The 18965-nt window shown below is 65.5% G+C and carries 20 protein-coding genes and 1 tRNA gene; 15 read left to right on the top strand and 6 right to left on the bottom strand.

The window, feature by feature from the left end; translation table 11 throughout:
• Positions 1 to 4: 4 nt before the first annotated feature.
• From scpB to AQ996_RS00635, 15 genes are all read left to right on the top strand, one after another.
• Positions 5 to 724: an SMC-Scp complex subunit ScpB gene (scpB, locus tag AQ996_RS00705; protein WP_055250158.1), complete on the top strand. Its 720-nt coding sequence runs from the start codon at positions 5 to 7 to the stop codon at positions 722 to 724.
• Positions 725 to 755: 31 nt separating this feature from the next.
• A complete protein-coding gene (locus tag AQ996_RS00700) occupies positions 756 to 1688 on the top strand; it encodes a pseudouridine synthase (protein ID WP_148315791.1) in 933 nt (310 codons plus the stop codon).
• 66 nt (positions 1689 to 1754) lie between these two features.
• Positions 1755 to 2441 (top strand): (d)CMP kinase, encoded by a 687-nt coding sequence (gene cmk / locus AQ996_RS00695; RefSeq protein ID WP_055250155.1) that lies wholly within the window; start codon positions 1755 to 1757, stop codon positions 2439 to 2441.
• A 3-nt stretch (positions 2442 to 2444) separates the two neighbouring features.
• Positions 2445 to 3173: a lysophospholipid acyltransferase family protein gene (locus AQ996_RS00690; RefSeq protein WP_055250152.1), complete on the top strand. Its 729-nt coding sequence runs from the start codon at positions 2445 to 2447 to the stop codon at positions 3171 to 3173.
• Between the two features lie 2 nt (positions 3174 to 3175).
• Complete coding sequence (locus tag AQ996_RS00685; RefSeq protein ID WP_082435456.1) at positions 3176 to 4075, top strand: 4-hydroxy-3-methylbut-2-enyl diphosphate reductase; 900 nt, start codon at positions 3176 to 3178, stop codon at positions 4073 to 4075.
• Positions 4076 to 4077: 2 nt separating this feature from the next.
• On the top strand, positions 4078 to 5520 hold the full coding sequence (locus AQ996_RS00680) for a DUF512 domain-containing protein (RefSeq protein ID WP_055250148.1): 1443 nt from the start codon (positions 4078 to 4080) through the stop codon (positions 5518 to 5520).
• Positions 5521 to 5530: 10 nt separating this feature from the next.
• Positions 5531 to 6865, top strand: coding sequence for a ribosome biogenesis GTPase Der (gene der / locus AQ996_RS00675; protein ID WP_055250146.1), 1335 nt, complete (start codon positions 5531 to 5533; stop codon positions 6863 to 6865).
• Positions 6858 to 7541, top strand: coding sequence for a glycerol-3-phosphate 1-O-acyltransferase PlsY (gene plsY, locus AQ996_RS00670; RefSeq protein ID WP_055250144.1), 684 nt, complete (start codon positions 6858 to 6860; stop codon positions 7539 to 7541). The genes der and plsY overlap by 8 nt, the downstream gene beginning before the upstream one ends.
• A 9-nt stretch (positions 7542 to 7550) precedes the next feature.
• Positions 7551 to 8558: an NAD(P)H-dependent glycerol-3-phosphate dehydrogenase gene (locus tag AQ996_RS00665; protein ID WP_055250142.1), complete on the top strand. Its 1008-nt coding sequence runs from the start codon at positions 7551 to 7553 to the stop codon at positions 8556 to 8558.
• Positions 8559 to 8576: 18 nt separating this feature from the next.
• Positions 8577 to 9248, top strand: a complete 672-nt coding sequence (gene rpe / locus AQ996_RS00660; RefSeq protein WP_055250140.1) for a ribulose-phosphate 3-epimerase — start codon at positions 8577 to 8579, stop codon at positions 9246 to 9248.
• Positions 9249 to 9254: 6 nt separating this feature from the next.
• Positions 9255 to 10433, top strand: coding sequence for a cysteine desulfurase family protein (locus tag AQ996_RS00655; RefSeq protein ID WP_055250138.1), 1179 nt, complete (start codon positions 9255 to 9257; stop codon positions 10431 to 10433).
• On the top strand, positions 10430 to 11239 hold the full coding sequence (locus AQ996_RS00650; protein ID WP_055250137.1) for a Nif3-like dinuclear metal center hexameric protein: 810 nt from the start codon (positions 10430 to 10432) through the stop codon (positions 11237 to 11239). Before AQ996_RS00655 ends, AQ996_RS00650 begins: the two co-directional genes overlap by 4 nt.
• Positions 11236 to 11955: a zinc ribbon domain-containing protein gene (locus AQ996_RS00645; RefSeq protein WP_055250135.1), complete on the top strand. Its 720-nt coding sequence runs from the start codon at positions 11236 to 11238 to the stop codon at positions 11953 to 11955. Before AQ996_RS00650 ends, AQ996_RS00645 begins: the two co-directional genes overlap by 4 nt.
• 2 nt (positions 11956 to 11957) lie before the next feature.
• Complete coding sequence (coaBC, locus tag AQ996_RS00640; protein WP_055250133.1) at positions 11958 to 13172, top strand: bifunctional phosphopantothenoylcysteine decarboxylase/phosphopantothenate--cysteine ligase CoaBC; 1215 nt, start codon at positions 11958 to 11960, stop codon at positions 13170 to 13172.
• Between the two features lie 80 nt (positions 13173 to 13252).
• A tRNA-Pro gene (locus AQ996_RS00635) sits at positions 13253 to 13329 on the top strand.
• A gap of 607 nt (positions 13330 to 13936) precedes the next feature.
• Here AQ996_RS00635 and AQ996_RS00630 read toward each other — a convergent pair.
• Genes AQ996_RS00630 through AQ996_RS00605 form a run of 6 tightly spaced genes read right to left on the bottom strand, consistent with a single transcriptional unit; the run spans position 13937 to position 18772 of the window.
• Positions 13937 to 15334 carry a sensor histidine kinase gene (locus AQ996_RS00630; protein ID WP_055250131.1) on the bottom strand — a complete coding sequence of 466 codons (1398 nt, stop codon included), beginning with the start codon at positions 15332 to 15334 and terminating at the stop codon, positions 13937 to 13939.
• A gap of 26 nt (positions 15335 to 15360) precedes the next feature.
• A complete protein-coding gene (locus AQ996_RS00625) occupies positions 15361 to 16023 on the bottom strand; it encodes a response regulator transcription factor (RefSeq protein ID WP_055250129.1) in 663 nt (220 codons plus the stop codon).
• A gap of 44 nt (positions 16024 to 16067) precedes the next feature.
• Positions 16068 to 16469, bottom strand: coding sequence for a hypothetical protein (locus AQ996_RS00620; protein WP_055250127.1), 402 nt, complete (start codon positions 16467 to 16469; stop codon positions 16068 to 16070).
• Complete coding sequence (locus tag AQ996_RS00615) at positions 16462 to 17277, bottom strand: ABC-2 family transporter permease (protein ID WP_055250125.1); 816 nt, start codon at positions 17275 to 17277, stop codon at positions 16462 to 16464. The genes AQ996_RS00620 and AQ996_RS00615 overlap by 8 nt, the downstream gene beginning before the upstream one ends.
• Positions 17277 to 18047, bottom strand: a complete 771-nt coding sequence (locus AQ996_RS00610) for an ABC-2 family transporter permease (RefSeq protein WP_055250124.1) — start codon at positions 18045 to 18047, stop codon at positions 17277 to 17279. Before AQ996_RS00610 ends, AQ996_RS00615 begins: the two co-directional genes overlap by 1 nt.
• Entirely contained in the window at positions 18044 to 18772 is a 729-nt protein-coding gene (locus AQ996_RS00605) for a lantibiotic protection ABC transporter ATP-binding protein (RefSeq protein WP_055250122.1), read from the bottom strand. The genes AQ996_RS00610 and AQ996_RS00605 overlap by 4 nt, the downstream gene beginning before the upstream one ends.
• Between the last annotated feature and the right edge of the window lie 193 nt (positions 18773 to 18965).

Genomic DNA, 18965 nt, shown 5'->3' with positions numbered 1-18965 from the left:
AACCATGTCAACCCTTTCCACGCTGGAGGCAAACAGCCTCAAAGGCGCCCTCGAGGCGCTGCTGCTGGTGTCGAGCGACCCCGTCAGCGCACCCGCGCTGGCAGCTGCGCTGGATATCGCCCCGGGCGAGTGCGCGTCGCTTTTGGCCGAGCTCAAGGTTGAGTACGAAGAGGCCAACCACGGCTTTCAGCTGCGCGAGGTCGCCGGTGGCTGGCGCCTGTTTACACACCCCGCCTACCATGATGTGGTCGAGGCCTACGTGCTGAGCTGGGACACGCAAAAGCTGTCTCAGGCGGCGCTTGAGACCCTGGCCGTCATCGCCTACCACCAGCCCGTCACGCGCGAGGTGGTCAAGGGCATCCGCGGCGTCAACTCCGACGGCGTCATCGCGTCGCTCGTGGATAAGGGCCTGGTGCGCGAACTCGGCCGCGACCCCGAGCGCGGTCAGGCCATCATCTACGGCACGACCAACGCCTTCTTGGAAAAGTTCGGCCTGCGCTCCACCCGGGACCTGCCCGATCTGGAGCAGTTTGCCCCCGACGAGCAGTCGCGCCAGTTTATCCGCGAGCGCCTGAGCGGCCGCAGCATTCAGTCCACGCTCGAGGAGCAGGCCGAGGACCTGGACGAAGAACGCGAACTGATCGATACCGATGTTGAGGACACCGATGGCGAGGAGCTTCTGCCCACCGTCGATACCTCGGAGGATATGCATGACGAGGACTAACGAAGCAGGGGAAACGCACTTCGCAAGCGCCATGGACAACGCAGCGCCCACGGGCGACGCCCAGCCCGTCTACACGCACACTATGCGCCTGCAGCGCTTTTTGGCGCGCGCGGGCGTGGCGAGCCGCCGCGGCTCGGAGGACCTGATGACTGCCGGCCGCGTAACCGTCAACGGCCAGGTCGCAACCGAACTAGGCACCAAGGTCGATGTCGACCGCGACCACATCGAGGTCGACGGTATGCCCGTCAAGCTCAACCAGGGTGCCGTGTACCTGATGCTCTACAAGCCGACCGGCTACCTCACCACCATGAGCGATCCACAGGAACGCCCTTGCGTGGCCGACCTGGTCCCGCGCGACCGCTTTCCGGGGCTCTTTCCGGTGGGTCGTTTGGACCGCGACACCACGGGCCTTCTGCTCTTTACCACCGACGGTGACCTGTCGCAGGACCTGCTGCATCCCAGCAAGCACGTCTACAAGACCTACCAGGCGCTGGTGGACGGCAACCTGACCGATCGCGACCTCACGCCGCTGCGCCGCGGCATCGAGCTCGACGATGGCCTATGCCAACCGGCGATCTGCCGCGTCATTAACGCGCGCGAGGCCGAGGCCGTAGCCCCGCAAGGCATCAAGCCCGGCACCACCGCCGTGGAGGTCATCATCCGCGAGGGCCGCAAGAACCAGGTCAAGCGCATGCTGAGCAAGATTCACCATCCGGTGATCCGCCTGCATCGCTGCAACTTTGCCGGCCTGGAGCTCAAAGACGTGGCTAAGGGCTCGTGGCGCGAGCTCACCGACCGCGAGGTGCAGATTCTCAAGGCCGGCGGCATCCCGCCCAAGCAGGCCAGCTCCAAGCAGGGCGACCCCAACGCGACAGCGGTCAACCCCGCGACCCGCACGCGTCACCACGGCAGCCACGGCTCCGCGCCCAAGCGCAACACCTACCGCGAGCGCTACACGGGCTAGTCAGTCCGCCACGCCCCAGCGCCTGCGTCCCATACCAGTACGTCAACCACCGAAAGGAAGCATTGTATGATCGTCGCCATCGACGGCCCCGCCGGTTCCGGCAAGTCCACCATCGCCAAGGAGATTGCCCGCCAGCTAGGCTTTAACAAGCTCGACACGGGCGCCATGTATCGCGCCGTAACTTTCGCTGCGCTCGACCGCGGCATCGACCTGGATAACGAGGCAGCCATTGACGCCCTCGCCGAGCAAATCGAGATTCGCTTTACCAACGGCACCGGCGAGGACACGCGCCTGACCATCGACGGCCAGGATGCATCGGCCGCCATCCGCACCCCGCAGGTGGACGCCAACGTCTCCAAGGTCTCGGCCTACCCGGGCGTGCGCGCGGCCATGCTCATCCACCAGCGCCGCGCCGCCGAGGACCGCGATATCGTGGCCGAGGGTCGCGACATCGGCACTGTCGTGTTCCCCAACGCACAGGTCAAGGTGTTCCTGACCGCCGACCCGCGCGAGCGCGCCCGTCGCCGCGTGCTGCAGCGCCACCAAAACGACGCCCAGCCGCTTACCACCGAGCAGCTCGAGGCCGAGGTCGACGAGACCCTCGACGCCCTCAAGCAGCGCGATAAGCTCGACAGCAGCCGCGAGGTCGCGCCGCTCGTTCCCGCCGAGGACGCCGTGCACGTCGACTCCACCGCCCACACCATCGACGAGGTCGTCCGCATTATCGAGGACCTCATCAACCAAAGGAGGTAGCCCATGCGCCTGTTTAAGCAGACGCCCGAGGATTACTACAACGCCCCCTACGCCGAGTTCCCGGCGCTCATCCGCGGCACTGTCGCCGTAGTCATGGGCATCCTGTGGGTCTTCTCCAAGCTCATGTGGCGTTGGAAGGTCGAGGACAGCGACCTGCTGTTTGAGCGCCAGGAAGGCCGCGGCAGCGTGGTCATCTGCAACCACACCTCAATGGCCGAGCTGCTGGCCGTTGAGACGGCGTTGTTCTTCGGCGGCCGCCGTGTGCGCCCTATCTTTAAATCTGAGTTCGCCAAGAGCAAGATCGTGCGCTGGGCCTTTAGCCGCGTGGGCGGTATTCCCGTCGAGCGCGGCACGGCCGACATGAAGTGTCTGCGTGCCGCCCAGCATGCGCTGCAGCGCGGCGAGGACGTCTTGATCTTCCCCGAGGGCACGCGCATCCGCTCGCGCGAGATCAAGCCCGAGGTCCACGGCGGTTTTGCGCTTATCGCCCAGATGGGCAAGGCGCCCGTCAACCCGCTCGCCATCTGCGGCTGGTCCGATATCACGCCTGCGGGCAAAAAGATCATGCGCCCCAAAAAGTGCTGGATCCGTGCCGGCAAGGCCATCTCACTATCCGACGCTCCGGACGAGCTCAAGCGCAAGGAGCGCCTGGCATGGTTTGAGTCCGAAGCCATGAATCGTGTCTACGCCATGCGCGATGACTTGTGCGCCGAGCATCCGGGCAGGTTCTAGCCATGGGCGAGGAAGTTATGAACACCGCCGAGGCTGTGCCCGGCAAGGCAAACGCCCCCACTATCGAAATCGCCGCCCACGCCGGCACCTGCTACGGCGTGCAGCGTGCGCTCGATATGGCCCTGGCGGCCGCCCCGCAGGCGGGGGAGAACGCTCAAGTCCACACCCTGGGCCCGCTCATCCATAATCCCATCGTGGTGCGCGAGCTTTCCGAGGCAGGCGTCGGTCTGGCCGAGACCCTAGACGACGCCGCATCGGGCACCGTGATCATCCGCGCGCACGGCGTGGTGCCGCAGGTGATCGAGGCCGCTCGCGAGCGCGGTCTCGACGTGGTCGATGCCACCTGCCCCTACGTGAAAAAAGTCCACGTGGCGGCGGAGCGCCTGGTACGCGAGGGCTACCGCGTGATCGTCGTGGGCGAGCCGGGCCACCCCGAGGTTGAGGGCATCCTGGGCCATGCCGGCGATGACGCTCAAGTCGTGAGCTGCGCCGCCGATGCGGACGCGCTGCCGCTCAAGGGCAAGGTCGGACTCGTCGTTCAGACCACCCAGACCGCGCAGAACCTGGCCGAGGTCGTGGCTGCCATCACGCCGCGCGTGCAGGAACTGCGCGTGATCAACACCATCTGCGCCGCCACGAGCGAGCGTCAACAGGCAGCAGCCGCACTTGCCAACCGCTGCGACTGCATGGTCGTGGTGGGCGGCAAGAACTCGGGCAACACCCGCCGCTTGGCGCAGATCTGCGCCGACGTCTGCGAGCACACGCATCACATCGAGGAGGCCTCCGAGATCCAGGCCGCATGGTTTACCGACGCTCACCACATCGGTATCACCGCCGGCGCCTCCACACCGCAAGAACACATCGAGCGCGCCCTCGAGCGCATCAAGGAGCTTTGCCGCTAATCATGGACCAGACCGTACCCGCATACGCCGCCGAGGTGGCCGATTACGGGCGCAGCCGCGACCCCGAGCCGGGTGAGGGCGCGCTCGTTAAAAACGTGCGCCCCGAATCGCCCGCATGGGATGTGGGTATCGAGCCGGGCATGCGCGTGCTCACGGTCAACGGCGAGCAACTGACCGATATGATCGTGTGGCTATGGGAGGCAGATGACGACACCGTCGAGCTGGAGGTTTTCGATCCGCGCGACGGCACCGTCACCCCCGTCGAGCTCGATCGCTTTCCCGGCGAGGACTGGGGTCTGGAGTTCGATGGCCCCATCTTCGATGGCATGCGTACCTGCGTAAACGCCTGCGTGTTCTGCTTTATGACGATGCTGCCCAAGGGCGGTCGCTCCACGCTCTACATCCGCGACGACGACTATCGCCTGAGCTTTTTGCAGGGCAACTTTGTCACGCTCACGAACCTCACCGATGATGATGTTCAAAACGTCATCCAACGCAACATGAGCCCCATGAACGTTTCGGTCCATGCCGTTAGCCCCGATGTTCGCCGCCGCATGATGGGCCGCAACGCCCAGCGCGGCATGGACGTGCTCGAGACCATCATGGCCGCCGGCATCGAGATTCACGCGCAGATCGTACTGTGCCCCGGCATGAACGACGGCGAGGAGCTGGAAAAGACCCTGCGGTTTTGCGAGGAGCACGAGCAAATCACGAGCCTGGGCATTGTGCCGCTCGGTTTTACCAAGCATCAGAACCGTTTTAGCTGGTCCTACAGCGACAAGCCCGAGCTGGCGCGCGAGACCATTGCCATGATCCGGCCCTTCCAGGACCGTGCCTTCGAGCGATTTGGCCGCCACACCTTCCAGATGAGCGACGAGTTCTACCTGGATGCCGGCATCGAGCCGCCCGAGGCGGACTTTTACGACGGCTACCCGCAGTACTACGACGGCATCGGCATGATCCGCTCCTATCTGGACGAGACCGACAACGTGCTCGCCGCCGATGCCGAGCGCCTGCGCCGCGTTCGCGAGGCAATCGCCGCCCGTGGCCAGCGCCTGCTGTGCCTTTCGGGCGCCAGCGCGCGCGATACGGTGGCGCGTTTTGTGGAATCGCCGCAGGGCCTTGCCGGTACCGTCACGGCCATCAAAAACCGTTACTTTGGTGGCAATGTGGACGTGACCGGCCTCATCGTCGCCTGCGACATCTTGGAGCAGCTGCCGCAGGAACTGTCGGGGGTTATGCTCTTTGTGCCTAAGCTCATGTTCAACGCCGACGGTATGACCCTTGACGAGTATCATCGTGACGAATTACTCGCACGCCTTACCGGTCGCGGCGCCGAGGTTCATGTGGTATCGACCATGCCGCATGAGCTGCTCGATACCCTGGAGCACATCCTTGGCACAACGCCCGCCGATTCAACTATTCCCGCTGACCCTACCCATTAAAGGAGAGCAGATGAAACCTATCGTCGCCGTCGTCGGACGCCCTAACGTGGGCAAGTCCACGCTCGTCAACCGCCTGGCCCAGACCTCGGACGCCATCGTCCACGAGTCCCGCGGCGTCACGCGCGACCGCTCGTATCACACGGCCGACTGGAACGGCCGTGAGTTCACCATCGTCGACACGGGCGGCATCGAGCCGCTCAAGAGCGACGACGTCTTTGCCACGTCCATCCGCGACCAGGCCCTCGCCGCCGCCGAGGAAGCCGCCGTCATCCTGTTTGTTGTCGACGGCCGCACCGGCGTCACCGAGGAGGACGAGTCGGTCGCTCGCATGCTCAAGCGCTGCGACAAGCCGGTCTTTTTGCTGGTGAACAAGCTCGACAATCCCGATCGCGAGAACGACAGCATCTGGGAGTTCTATTCGCTCGGCATCGGTGAGCCCACGCCGCTCTCGGCCCTGCATGGCCATGGCACGGGCGACCTGCTCGACGACATCGTGGCCCTGTTGCCCGAGGAGGAGGACGAGATCGCCGACGAGTTCCCCGATGCGCTGAACGTGGCCATCATCGGCCGCCCCAACGCCGGTAAGTCCTCGCTGTTCAACCGCATCCTGGGCGCGGACCGCTCCATCGTGTCCAACATCGCCGGCACGACGCGCGATGCCATCGACACCGTCGTCGAGCGCGACGGCAAGCACTACCGCATGGTCGACACCGCGGGCATTCGCAAGAAGAGCACCGTGTACGAGAACATCGAGTACTACTCCATGGTCCGCGGCCTGCGCGCCATCGACCGCGCCGACGTGGCGCTGCTCGTCGTCGACGCCTCCGTGGGCGTCACCGAGCAGGACCAGAAGGTCATGGGTCTTGCCATCGAGCGCGGCTGCGCCATCGTTGTGCTGCTCAACAAGTGGGATCTGCTCGACGACGACCGTAAGCGCGAGGCCTGCATGGAGACCATCGACCGCCGTCTGGGCGTCATGGCTCCCTGGGCCCAGTACCTGCGCATCTCTGCTCTCACCGGCCGCAGCGTCGAGAAGATCTGGGCGATGGTAGACGCCGCCGAAAAGACGCGCTCGCAGAAGATTAGCACCTCGCGCCTCAACGCGTTCCTCACCGACCTGCGCGAGTTCGGTCATACCGTGGTGGACGGCAAGCGCCGCCTGCGCATGCACTACGTGACCCAGACGGGCGTCAACCCGCCGACGTTCACGTTCTTCGTCAACCACAGTGACCTGGTCAACGACACCTACCAGCGCTACGTGGAGAACCGCATGCGCTCGACCTTCGACTTTGCCGGCACGCCCATTCGACTCTTCTTTAGGAAGAAGGAGCAAAAGGATGCATAATCCGATTCTGCTGACCGCCATCTGCGCCGTGGTCTCGTTCTTTATCGGAGCGATTCCGTTTGGCCTGATCTTGGGCCGCGTGTTTAACCACACCGACATTCGCAAGGCGGGCTCCGGTAACATCGGCACCACCAACGCCCTGCGCGTAGCCGGCCCCAAGGTGGCCGCGCTCACGCTGCTGCTCGACTGCCTTAAGGGCGCCATCTGCGTTGTCATCGCCCGTCCGTTCATCGCGAGCGTGGGCTATGGATTTCCGCCGAACATCATGGCGCCCGGAGCCCCCGGCGACTGGATGCTCGGTGTCATTTGCCTGGCAGCCGTGTGGGGCCATATCTTCTCGCCCTATCTCAACTTCCACGGCGGCAAGGGTATCGCAGTTGGTCTGGGTGTCATCCTCGCCTGGTACTGGCCTATTGGCCTGTCGCTGCTGGGCATGTTTATCGTAGCCGTCGCCATCACCAAGTATGTGTCAGTGGGTTCGCTTGCCGCGGCCATCGGACTTCCTATCGCTGCTTGCGCGGTCTTTCCGTACAGCAGCCTGGGCCTCAAGTTCTGCATGGCGATGATCGGCATCACCGTGGTGTGGGCCCATCGCTCGAATATCCAAAAGCTCATGGCCGGTAAGGAGTCCAAGCTCTCGTTTACCAAGCGCGTCACCGAGCCCGACGATAAGTAGGAGAGAGTCATGAATGTTGCGCTGATTGGCTCCGGCTCCTGGGGAACCGCCGTCGCCGGCCTCGCCGCCGAGCGAGCCGAGCGCGTGACCATGTGGGCCCATAGCGAGCAGACGGCCACCGGCATCAATGCCGAGCACCGCAATCCCCGGTATCTGGTGGACTACGAGCTGCCCGGCAACGTTGTCGCCGCCACGGACCTGTCGCAGGCGCTCGACGGCGCCGAGGCCATCATCTTTGCCGTGCCCTCCACGCACCTGCGCAGCGTATGCCATCAGGCAGCACCCTTCATCGCCGCCGACACCCCGGCACTCTGCCTCACCAAGGGTATTGAGCCCGAATCCGGCCTGCTTATGAGTGAGGTAATCGCCAGTGAGATCGGCAACGAGTCGCGTGTCGCGGCGCTCTCGGGCCCCAACCATGCCGAGGAGATCTGCCGCGGCGGGCTTTCTGCCGCCGTCATCGCCAGCAATGATCCACAGGTAGGGGAGACCTTTAAGGACCTGCTCCTATCCACGGCCTTCCGCATCTACCTGTCGCAGGACATGACCGGCGTCGAGGTTTGCGGCGCCATGAAAAATGTCATCGCCATCGTGTGCGGCATTTCCGCCGGTTCTGGTGCGGGCGACAACACGCTTGCCCTTATCATGACGCGCGGCCTGGCCGAGATCAGCCGTCTGGTGCACGCCCGCGGCGGTCAAGCCATGACCTGCATGGGTCTTGCCGGCATGGGTGACCTCATTGCCACCTGCACCTCCGAGCATTCGCGCAACCGCACCTTTGGCTACGAGTTTGCCCACGGCATCTCGCTCGACGAGTACCAGGCACGTACGCATATGGTGGTCGAGGGCGCCGTCGCGGCCCGCAGCGTCAGTGAGCTTGCCCGTTCACTGGGCGTAGACATTCCGCTCACCTTTGCCGTGGAGCAAACGCTCTACAACGGTGTTACTTTGGATAGGGCGCTCGAGATTCTCACAGATCGCGTCCCTTCTCAAGAGTTCTACGGACTCACCGACTAGCGCAGAAAGGCTTCTACCATGGGTTCCATCAAAATCGCTCCGTCTGTCCTTTCGGCCGACATGGCCAACCTCAAGGGCGAACTCGACAAGATCGCCGGTGCCGACTACGTGCACTTCGACGTTATGGACGGTCACTTTACCGGCAACCTCACCTTTGGCGTTGACATCCTTAAGGCCGTCAAGCGCTCCACCGATGTACCGGTCGACGCGCACCTCATGGTGACGAACCCCGACGAGACGGTCGATTGGTACGCCGACGCCGGTGCCGACATGATCACCGTGCACTACGAGGCTTCCACGCACCTGCACCGCACGCTCACGCATCTGCAGCAGCGCGGCGTCAAGGCCGGCGTGGTGCTCAACCCCGCCACCCCCGTGTGCGTGCTCGAGAGCATCATCGACGTCGTCGATATGGTGCTGCTCATGAGCGTGAACCCGGGCTTTGGCGGCCAGAGCTTTATCCCGGGCACCATCGCAAAGCTTCACGAGCTCAAGGCCATGTGCGAGCGCCACGGCGTGTCGCCCCTGATCGAGGTCGACGGCGGTATCTCTTCCAAGAACATCGCCGAGGTCGTCAAGGCCGGCGCCAACGTGCTCGTGGCCGGCTCCGCCGTATTTAAGTCCGAAGATCCCGCTGCCGAGGTTGCGCTGCTGCAGAAGCTGGGCAACGAGGCCGCACAGGAGGCATAAACCCTTATGACCGCAGGTCAAAACCGCATACCCGTGAATCTTGACTATGCCGCCTCGACGCCAATGCGCGCCGAGGCGCTCCTTGCGCAGCGCGAGTACGACGACAGCGAGCTTGCCGGCGTCAACCCCAACTCGCTGCATTCGCTCGGCCGCAAGGCTGCCGCGCGTCTGGAGGTTGCACGTCGCGAGATCGCCCGCAGCTTTGGCGCGCACGTCCGCCCGTCCGAGATTGTACTGACCAACGGCGGCACCGAAGCCAACCAGCTGGCGCTGCTCGGTCTTGCCGAGGGCGCTCGTCAGCGCGATCGCAAGCGCGGTCGCGTAATCGTTTCGGCCATCGAGCACGATTCGATTCTGGACAACCTGCCGCTGCTGCGTGCCGCCGGCTTTACCGTCGACCTGGTGCAGCCCTGCCGCGCGGGCTACGTTGAGCCTGCCACGCTTGTCGAGCTGCTAGGCGACGACGTGGCGCTCGTGAGCATTATGGTCGCCAACAACGAAACCGGCGTGGTGCAGCCCATCCGCGAGCTTGCCGCAGCTGCGCACACCGCAGGTGCCCTGTTCCACACCGATGCCATCCAGGGCTACTTGCATATTCCACTCGATGTCACCGAGCTGGGCGTCGACGCCATGTCCGTCGCAGCCCACAAGATTGGCGGTCCCGTGGCATCTGGCGCACTCTACCTTAAGAGCCGCACGCCGCTGCGCCCGCGCATCTTCGGCGGCGGACAGGAGGCCGGTCGTCGTGCCGGCACGCAAGACCTGCGCACGCAGCTCGCCTTTGCCGCTGCCGCCTCGTCTCTGACGCCCCATGTGGCTCAGGAGCGCGCGAAGCTGCAAGCCCTTTCCGACAAGCTCTACGCCACGCTTACGGCCCATCCGCGCATTCACGCCACCATGGGTGACTACGCGCAAGCCGACCGTCTGCCCGGCATGTTATCGATCTACATTGACGGCATGGACTCAGAGGAACTCATCATCAAGCTCGACGCCGCCGGCTTTGAGGTTTCGGCCGGCTCGGCGTGCTCGAGCGGCAGCATGGACCCGAGCCATGTGCTCAGCGCCATGGGCATTGGTCGCGAGCAGGCACTAGGTGCACTGCGCATTTCCTTTGACGACCGCGTGAATCCGGACGATCTGGACGAGTTTGCCCAGACGCTGCTCTCGATCGCAGGTGCCGCATGATCGTCGCCGAGCTCGAGCGCGCGCTACTGGCACGCTATCCCAAGACGGACACCGAGCCCTGGGACCACGTAGGACTCTCCGTTGGCGATCCGGCCGCGGAGATCACCGGCGTTGCCTGCGCACTCGATGCGACTGAGGCTAATGTTCGCCGCGCCCAAGAAGCAAGCGCCAACGTGCTGCTGACGCATCATCCCATATACATCAAGGCACCCGAGGCCTTTTGTCCGGCGGATGCCACACGACCCCAGTGCAGTGCGGCCCTCTACGAGGCTGCCCGCTGCGGGGTGAGCATTATCTCGCTCCACACCAACCTGGACCGCTCGCACGAAGCCCGTGTCTGCCTGAGCAAGCTGCTGGGTGCCGCACCCGTGAGCTCACTGGAGCACGTGGACGACCCCGAGGCCACCGGCCTGGGCGCACTTGCAACGCTCAACGACCCGTGCACGCTGCGCGATCTTGCCACCCGTGCTGCCACGGCCTTTGGCAGCGACCCGCGTGTGTGGGGCAAAGCTGATCGCCCGTGCCGCACCGTCGCCATTTTGGGCGGCTCCCTGGGCGACTTCGGAGAGCTCGCCATCGCCGCGGGCGCAGATGTTGTCGTGACGGGCGAGGCGGGCTACCACGTGGCGCAAGACCTTGCCTTGCGCGGGCTGTCGGTGATCTTGCTCGGCCACGACCGCTCCGAGGAGCCGTTCGTTGATATATTGATGAACTCTGCAGTTGACGCCGGGGTCGACCCCCGTCATGCGATTAAAATACTGAACCCTTGCCAATGGTGGACTGTGACAAAAGGAGAGAACTTATGAGCGCCGGCGCTACGCTACTCAAGCTGCAACAGATCGATTTGGAGCTCGCCCGCAACAAGAGCGAACTTGCCAATATGCCGGAGCTCAAGGAGCTCGCTTCCAAGCGCAAGACCTATGTAAAGCTCAAGGCCGAAATGACCAAGCTCTACGCTCAGCGCAAGGACCTGGATATTGAGCTCGACGATCTCAACACCACCGAGATCCAGACCAATAACGCCATTGAGGCCGCTAAGAAGCGCCACGTCGACGGCTCTGACTATCGCGAGGTTCAGGACCTGGAGAACGAGCTCGCCACCCTGGCCAAGCGCCTGGACAAGATCGAGCACACCCGCAAGGACGTCGTAGTCGCCCACAAGGAGGCGCTCGACCGCGAGGCTCGCGCACAGGCAATCATCGCCAAGTTCGAGGAGGGCGTGAAGGCCGACACCAAGGCCGCCCGCGCCAAGGCAGCCGACCTCCAGGCCCAGATCGATGCCGCCACCAAGGAGCGCACCGCGCTGGCCGCTACGCTGCCCACCGACGTGCTCAGCGACTACGAGCGTCTGCTCAAGCAGTTCCGCGGCTTGGCCGTCGAGACCATCCAGGGCAACATCCCCACGGTCTGCCACACCGCGCTGCAGGCATCGTCCATGAGCGACCTCAACCACGACGGTAGCGAGATTACGCACTGTCCGTACTGCCACCGCCTCCTGGTGCTCCCGAGTAAGGAAGCCTAGCGATGACGGCGGCATCCAACAATTCAATGCAACTTGAGGGAAAAACGATCCTGCTGGGCATTACCGGCGGGATCGCCGCCTATAAGTCGTGCAATATCGTGCGCCTGCTGCAAAAGCGCGGCGCACGTGTCAAAGTCGTTATGAGCGAGCATGCCACGGAGTTTGTGGGGCCGCTTACCTTCCGCGCGCTCACCAACGAGCCGGTCGCGGTTGGGCTATTCGACGATCCTTCCGACCCCATCCACCACATTTCGCTGGCGCAGGAGCCCGATCTGGTGGTCGTGGCGCCCGCGACGGCCAATATCATCGCCAAGATGGCCAACGGCATTGCCGATGACCTGATTTCTACGACGCTACTCGCCACGCCGCGACCCATTGTGATCGCGCCGGCCATGAACAATGGCATGTGGAAGGTGCCGGCAACCCAGGCCAATATGGCCACGCTGCGCGACCGCGGGGTGCACGTGGTTGGGCCCGGTAGTGGCTACCTTGCTTGCGGCGACGTAGACACGGGGCGCATGAGCGAGCCCGAGGACATCGTCGAAGCCATCTGCGAGGTGCTCAATCCCGTGCCGCAAGACCTGGCGGGCAAGCGCATCGTCATCACTGCCGGTCCTACGCACGAACCGATCGACCCCGTGCGTTTTATTGGAAACCGATCGTCGGGCAAGATGGGCATCGCCCTGGCGGGGAAGGCCGCTCGCCGCGGTGCCGAGGTCACGCTCGTGCTGGGACCGACATCGCTCGATGTTCCCCGCGGCGTGGCGTGCGTAAGCGTGCAGACCGCCGCAGAGATGCTGCAGGCGGCGCTGAGCGCCTTCCAGACGGCCGACGCTGCCATTTGCGCCGCCGCCGTCGCCGACTACACGCCGGCGGCCCCGGCGGACCATAAGCTCAAAAAGGCCAACGAGCGCCTGGATCGAATCGAGCTCGTCGAGACCGTTGACATCTTGGCCGAACTCTCACGCCAAAAGGGCGATCGCCTCGTAATCGGATTTGCTGCCGAGACCGATAACGTCGTCAAGTACGCCGAGCGCAAATTGGCACGCAAAGGCTGCGATGCCATTATCGCCAACGATGTCTCACGCGCCGATTCGGGCTTTGGAACCGATACCAACAAGGCCTGGATTGTGAGCACAACGGGTACGAAAGAACTTCCCGTTCTAACAAAACCCCAGCTCGCAGATACAATTTTGGACTTGCTTCAAAATTTATAAAAAAGTTCTTGCACAAGTCTAAAGTTTCGGGTTAATATACTCCCTGTTGCGAGCGAGAGCAGAGCAACAAACAAAAGCTTCGGGACGTGGCGCAGCTTGGTAGCGCACTTGACTGGGGGTCAAGGGGTCGCTGGTTCGAATCCAGTCGTCCCGACCAGAAGTTTGCAGGTCAGGCATCTAGTGCCTGACCTTTTTTGTTTTAAGCAATTGCTTAATTTTGATTAAGCAACGGGGTGCCAAAAATCTACCTGAGCGATAATCGCCTTTTGCGGTTACTTGCGCGTTTTGCACACGCTTGAGCCGATTTATTAACGCGATATGAATCTACATACGCGTAGTTGGTATACAGCCGAGTACAGGCTGTATTTATCGCGGCGATTTACACAGATATAGCGACTGTAACGGACAAGCGTGTCGCTGTATTTATTCCAGTAGTTCACTTGACCGGTGGACAAGTGGGCGATTGCAACGATATGCCAAACGGTATGGGCTCTATACGAGGACGCCGCAGAGGTAATGGCGGGGGAGTGCGGCAAGCGCTCTGAGAGCTGCTGTATGACCCCATTTCTCCTTAACTCGATAATTTGTGTTTCAAGCCACGAATCGGTCGAGCAATTGCCAAAAGTAAGGCCCATGCAGGATTGCACGGGCCTTACATCAGATCAAATTTGAGCTAGAAGCACCAAACGGGGCAGACGCAACACCATCTCGTCGCGGCCTCGGCGAGCGACATATCGCAGTCGAGGTAGACATCGAGGAAATCGTCAGATCCCGCACAGGGGGACCGCGATGGTGGCCACCGCACCGCCCGAGGGGCCGTTGGCGAGCGAGACGGATCCCCCGTGGGCGCTCGCGGCCTCGGAGGCGACGTGGAGGCCGAGCCCGTAGTGGCGGCCTTCGTCACGCGAGGAGCGGGAGGAGTCGTCTGTGAAGAGGCGCTCGCAGCCGCGTTCGAGGGCGGCGGGAGAAAAGCCCGGTCCGTCGTCGGCAACCTCGATGACGAGGTGCCCGCCCGCGACGTCGCAGGAGACAGCCACGCGCGAGCGTGCGTGCTCGGCGGCGTTGGCCACGAGGTTCGCGGCGGCTCGCGCCAGGGCGGTTCGGTCGAGCGCGGCCTCGGGCGCGCCCGCGACAGCGGGGCCCGTGGCCGCGTCGAGCGTCACGCCTCGCGCCCGGGCGATCTGGGCGGCCTCGGCGAGGACCTGCTCGCAAAGCTCGGCCGGCCGCATGGGGGCCCTCTCCGCCCCGCCGGACCCGCGCGAGGCCTCGATGAGCAGGCGCACGTAGCCGTCGAGCCTTTCGACACTGCCGGCTATGTCGCGCGCGGCGGCCGCGAGGTCGGCGTCTTTCTCGTCTTCCAGCTCCTCCGCTACGAAGTCGGCGTTGGCGCGCAGCACGGTGAGCGGCGTCTTGAGGTCGTGGGCGAGCGACGTCATCTGCTCGCGCTGCCCCCGCTCCGCGGCCCAGCGGGCCTCGAGCGACTCGGCGAGGGAGGCCCGCATGGCGTCCATCGCGGCGAGGACGTCGTTCACCTCGCGCACGTTGGTGCTGCCGACCGCGAAGTCGAGCTCCCCCGCGCCGACGCGCCCCGCCGCCTCCGCGAGCGGCGCCATCTTGCGCGAGATCACGCGGCTCGCGCGGCGCGCGACGAGCGCAAGCGCAAGTGCGCTTCCCGCCGTGGCGCCGACGAGCATGAGGTTCTGCGGGTTGGGAAGCAGGCCGGCGAGGTCGCGCGAGACCCACTGCGGCAGATACTCGCTGACGAGCGCGCAGGCCCCGCCACCTTTGAGCGGGAACGCGGCGTAGGTAACGCCCGAACCCCCGCCCTCGATCTCCACTGTGCCCGGATCCGCGGCGAGTGCCGTACGAGCCATTTCCTTCGCGTCCTCGAGCCGCGTGCTCTCGAGGTCTGTCATCAGCACGTTTCCGTCCTTGTTCAGGATGAGGTAGCGGTACGCCGTCGGCACGTCCTGCTGCCCGCAGACGCCGTCGCGTGCCAGGCCCTCCGCGACCTCGCGCGCATTGGCCGGCCCCCAGCTTGCCTCGTAGACGAAGCCCGCGTTGATCGCCACAGAGAGCATCATGAACGAGGCGAGCCACGCCGTGGCGACTGCCGCGAACGCGTAGGCGAAGTAGCGCGCGATGACGAAGGAGAGCGGCATGCCCCCGCGACCTCGCGCCCCGATCCTCAGAGCTGCCACTTGTACCCCATCCCCCAGACGGTCGCGATCGGATCGGCGCCGGCCTCGGAGAGTTTCCTCCGGGCGCGACTGACCTGCATGGATATGGCCGCGTCGTCGGCGTCGCTCTCCCAGCCGAGCACCGCCTCGCGTATCTGCGCGCGGCTCATGACCTGCCCGGGGTGGCGGGCGAGGTACTCGCAGATGGCGTACTCGGTGGGCGTGAGCGGCACGGCCTCGCCGCCCACGGCGAGGCCGCGCGCCCTGAGGTCGATCCGCACCTCCCCGAAGGAGAGGGCGTGCGAGCGCGGCCGGCGCTCACGGCGTAGATGGGCCGCGACCTTGGCGCGCAGCTCCGCGGCCCCGAAGGGCTTGCGGACGTAGTCGTCGGCGCCCAGGCCGTAGGCGGCCACGGCATCCTCCTCGGCCACGCGAGCGGTCAGGAAGACGATGGGGCCGTCGAAGTCCGGGCGGATCTGCCGCACGAGCTCGAAGCCGTCGAGCCCCGGCATCATGACGTCGCAGAGCACGAGGTCGAAGCGCGAGAGGTCCATCCCCGGGACCGCCGTCGGGTCCTCCGCCTTGACGACCTCATGGCCGTCGCGGCCGAGGACGCGCGCAAGCGCGTCGAGGATCGCCCGTTCATCATCCACTGCCAGTATCCTCGCCATGTTCGACCTCCTGAAACTCCGTCGGAATTGTACTAACGCCGCGCTCAGCGGTCCAGAGCCCTGCGCGCAGCCACGGGTGTCTCGGCCGCGTCGCACGCGCGGTAGCGCACGCCCGAGCCGCCGCGCGCCTCGATCTCGAGCCAGCCCTCGCCGTCCGACTCCCGCCCGAAGAAGATGAGCTGGAGCTCTCGGACATTGCCTCTGTCGTCCGCCGCGTCCACCAGGTAGACGTAGTTTGCCCCCGCCCCGGTGGCGTCGGCGTAGGAGCTCGCGTGGCTGCCGGGCTCGGGCGCGGGCGCCCACATGGCGATCTCAGGGTTAGGCAGCACGCGGTCGGCGATCGAGCGCAGCGCCGACCCCCAGCCGGCGTCGAGCAGGGCATTCCCGCCCAGGACGAGCGCTGCGGAGAGGAGGACGAACATGGCGGCGAGCGGCTTCCTACGCATCTACCCTCCCGTCCTCGAAGCGGCAGAACCAGGCAAGAAGGACGGCGTCGGCTGCCAGGGTGAGAACGAGGCTAGCGAGCGCAGTCGTGAGGAGAGGGCCCGCCGCGCGTGCGGCGTCGATGAAGGCCTCCACCCCGAGCGACCCCAGGCGCGCGGGCCAGGCGAGCGGCACCCAGCTCAGGGGCGTCGCCAGAGCGCCGGTGAGCTCGCCGGTGATGAGGCCGTGCGCAAGTCCGCCCACCGAGAAGAACGCGAGGAGCACCCCCGCCGCGCCGGCGCCGATGGCGGCGTTGCGGCCGAGGCGCAGGGCCACGCCGAGCCCCAGCGCGTAGAGGGGCAAGCTGCCCAGCACGATGCCCGCCCAGGCGGCCGCAAGCGGAGCGGGCCCGAGCGGCAGGCGCCCGGCGACGGCGAGCACGGCCCCGAACACGCCGAGCGCCACGGCCAGCGCGCCCGCGCCGAGCGCCGCAAGGGCGAGCAGCTTCGCCGCGACGGCGCGCCCTCGCGAGGGGACCGCCGTGAGGTTGGCGAGGCGCCCGGCAGCGCGCTCCTCGTCCACGGCGAGCCCGCAGACGATGGCGGACATGAGCGGCATGAGGGCGCCGAGGAACTGGGCGTAGGCGTCCGCGCCCAGCGCCGGGTCCCATCGGGTTACGGAGAAGTACTCGCCGCAGGCAAGACCGGCTGCCAGGCCGCAGGCGAGGTGCACCGCCGAGAGCGGGGAGCGCGCCAGGCGCAGGGCCTCGGAAAGCAGGGCCCGCGGGAGAGTCATGCGCGGCGTCGGATCGGAGAGTCGTGTCATGGCCATCACCTCTCCTCGGAGTGCGCAAACCAGGCCGCGCCCGCCGCCGTGAGCGCGGCGAACGCGAGCGCACTGACCGCAAGGCCCGCCAGCGTGAGCATGCCGTCCGCCGTGAGCGCCCCGCCGAGCGCCATGTCCGCCGCGAGCGGCTCGCCGCTCGGCAGCACGGGAATGAAGCTCGTGGGGATGACCATGCTCGCCGACGGCGGAAAGAGCTGCGGCAGCGGCATCAGCGACCAGGCGAACCCACCCACGAGCTGCGCGGCGAGCGGGCAGAAGATGCCCGCGAGCATGCCGAGCCGCGCCGTGAGGAAGAGCCCTGCGGGGATCATCCACGCCGCGGTCACCGTGTTGGCGAGCGCGCAGAGGAGCATCGTGAGCGTGCCCGCGGCCGTGAGACCCTGCGAGGAGAACGCCGATCCCGCGAGGTAGATGCCGAAGACCACGAGGTTCGAGAGCGTGCAAAGAGCAAGGCACCAGAGCGCCTTGGCCCACCAGGCGCGCCCGAGCGGGAAGCCCAGGCCCAGAAGCCCCCGCATCCGCGTGCGAGCGTCCGCCCGTGCGACGCACGCCACCACGAGCGATAGAGACACGGGCAGGAAGAGCGCGTACCAGTAGTTCCACGCACTAAAGATCTGCACGCCCCGGTAGGGCATCGCGCCGAGCAGCGGCATCGGCAGCGCCATGAGCACGGCCAGGCGAACCGGTGCCGCGTGGCGCGACTTCAGGGCCTCGGCGCGCAGGCCCGCGAGCAGGCCGCCTTTCTCGCCCGTCATGCCGCCACCTCCCCGCGTGCTCGTCGCCCTTCCCGACAGAAGCTCATGAAGAGTTCCTCGAGGTCCTGCCCGGGCCGAAGCGCATCCTCGTAGGCGAGGCGCCCCCCGCAGATGATGCCGATGGTGTCCGCCATCTGCTGCACCTCGGAGAGGATGTGGCTCGAAACGATCACCGTCGTACCCGCCGCCGCGAAGCCGCGGATCTGGTCGCGCAGCTCCTCGATGCCGATGGGGTCGAGGCCGTTGGTGGGCTCGTCGAGCACGAGCAGGCGTGGCCGGGCGATCAGCGCCAGCGCGAGCCCCAGGCGCTGCCGCATGCCCATCGAGAAGCGCCCGGCGCGCTTCTTCCCGGTGTCCGCGAGGTCCACGGCGGCGAGCACCTCATCTATGCGGCTCTCGGGAAGGCCCAGCAGCGTGGTGCGCACGCGCAGGTTCTCGCGCGCGGTGAGGTTGGGGTAGAGCGGCGCCTCCTCGATGAGGCTGCCGATTGCGTAGAGGTCCTCGCGGCGCCAGGCGTGCCCGGCAAAGAGGATCTCCCCGGCCGTCGGCCGCAGCATCCCGCAGATCATCTTGAGCGTTGTCGACTTGCCGGCGCCGTTGGGACCGAGCAGCCCGTACACCTCGCCCTCGCGGATATGAAGGCTCACGTCGGCCACGGCGTCCTGCGCCTGGTCGCCGCGGCCGAAGCGCTTGGTGAGCCCGCGCGTCTCGAGCATGTAACCCATGGGTTTATCCTTTCTCTTCCGGGCGCGCGGGCCGAGCCACCGTGCCCGCACGCTTTACCTTTCGGGTTCACCATCCATGGTGGGGCGCGTTTCTAACGAAGCCGTAACGGCCGTTGGGTTCTTTTAGCGCCAACCCTTCTCGACCCGCACATCATGATTAATTCGCTTAAGGCAACAACTTTCCCGATCGATG

It is taken from the genome of Collinsella aerofaciens (assembly GCF_001404695.1).
GTDB classification, from domain to species: Bacteria; Actinomycetota; Coriobacteriia; order Coriobacteriales; family Coriobacteriaceae; genus Collinsella; species Collinsella aerofaciens_E.
This window is presented reverse-complemented; position numbering and strand designations above follow the sequence as displayed.

Coding starts and splice junctions, on each gene's coding strand:
- AQ996_RS00690 (WP_055250152.1), top strand. CDS start 2,445: ATGCGCCTGTTTAAGCAGACGCCCGAGGATTACTACAACGCCCCCTAC.
- rpe (WP_055250140.1), top strand. CDS start 8,577: ATGGGTTCCATCAAAATCGCTCCGTCTGTCCTTTCGGCCGACATGGCC.
- AQ996_RS00665 (WP_055250142.1), top strand. CDS start 7,551: ATGAATGTTGCGCTGATTGGCTCCGGCTCCTGGGGAACCGCCGTCGCC.
- AQ996_RS00685 (WP_082435456.1), top strand. CDS start 3,176: ATGGGCGAGGAAGTTATGAACACCGCCGAGGCTGTGCCCGGCAAGGCA.
- AQ996_RS00645 (WP_055250135.1), top strand. CDS start 11,236: ATGAGCGCCGGCGCTACGCTACTCAAGCTGCAACAGATCGATTTGGAG.
- AQ996_RS00630 (WP_055250131.1), bottom strand. CDS start 15,334: ATGCCGCTCTCCTTCGTCATCGCGCGCTACTTCGCCTACGCGTTCGCG.
- plsY (WP_055250144.1), top strand. CDS start 6,858: ATGCATAATCCGATTCTGCTGACCGCCATCTGCGCCGTGGTCTCGTTC.
- AQ996_RS00605 (WP_055250122.1), bottom strand. CDS start 18,772: ATGGGTTACATGCTCGAGACGCGCGGGCTCACCAAGCGCTTCGGCCGC.
- cmk (WP_055250155.1), top strand. CDS start 1,755: ATGATCGTCGCCATCGACGGCCCCGCCGGTTCCGGCAAGTCCACCATC.
- AQ996_RS00615 (WP_055250125.1), bottom strand. CDS start 17,277: ATGGCCATGACACGACTCTCCGATCCGACGCCGCGCATGACTCTCCCG.
- coaBC (WP_055250133.1), top strand. CDS start 11,958: ATGACGGCGGCATCCAACAATTCAATGCAACTTGAGGGAAAAACGATC.
- AQ996_RS00620 (WP_055250127.1), bottom strand. CDS start 16,469: ATGCGTAGGAAGCCGCTCGCCGCCATGTTCGTCCTCCTCTCCGCAGCG.
- AQ996_RS00680 (WP_055250148.1), top strand. CDS start 4,078: ATGGACCAGACCGTACCCGCATACGCCGCCGAGGTGGCCGATTACGGG.
- scpB (WP_055250158.1), top strand. CDS start 5: ATGTCAACCCTTTCCACGCTGGAGGCAAACAGCCTCAAAGGCGCCCTC.
- AQ996_RS00655 (WP_055250138.1), top strand. CDS start 9,255: ATGACCGCAGGTCAAAACCGCATACCCGTGAATCTTGACTATGCCGCC.
- AQ996_RS00610 (WP_055250124.1), bottom strand. CDS start 18,047: ATGACGGGCGAGAAAGGCGGCCTGCTCGCGGGCCTGCGCGCCGAGGCC.
- der (WP_055250146.1), top strand. CDS start 5,531: ATGAAACCTATCGTCGCCGTCGTCGGACGCCCTAACGTGGGCAAGTCC.
- AQ996_RS00650 (WP_055250137.1), top strand. CDS start 10,430: ATGATCGTCGCCGAGCTCGAGCGCGCGCTACTGGCACGCTATCCCAAG.
- AQ996_RS00625 (WP_055250129.1), bottom strand. CDS start 16,023: ATGGCGAGGATACTGGCAGTGGATGATGAACGGGCGATCCTCGACGCG.
- AQ996_RS00700 (WP_148315791.1), top strand. CDS start 756: ATGGACAACGCAGCGCCCACGGGCGACGCCCAGCCCGTCTACACGCAC.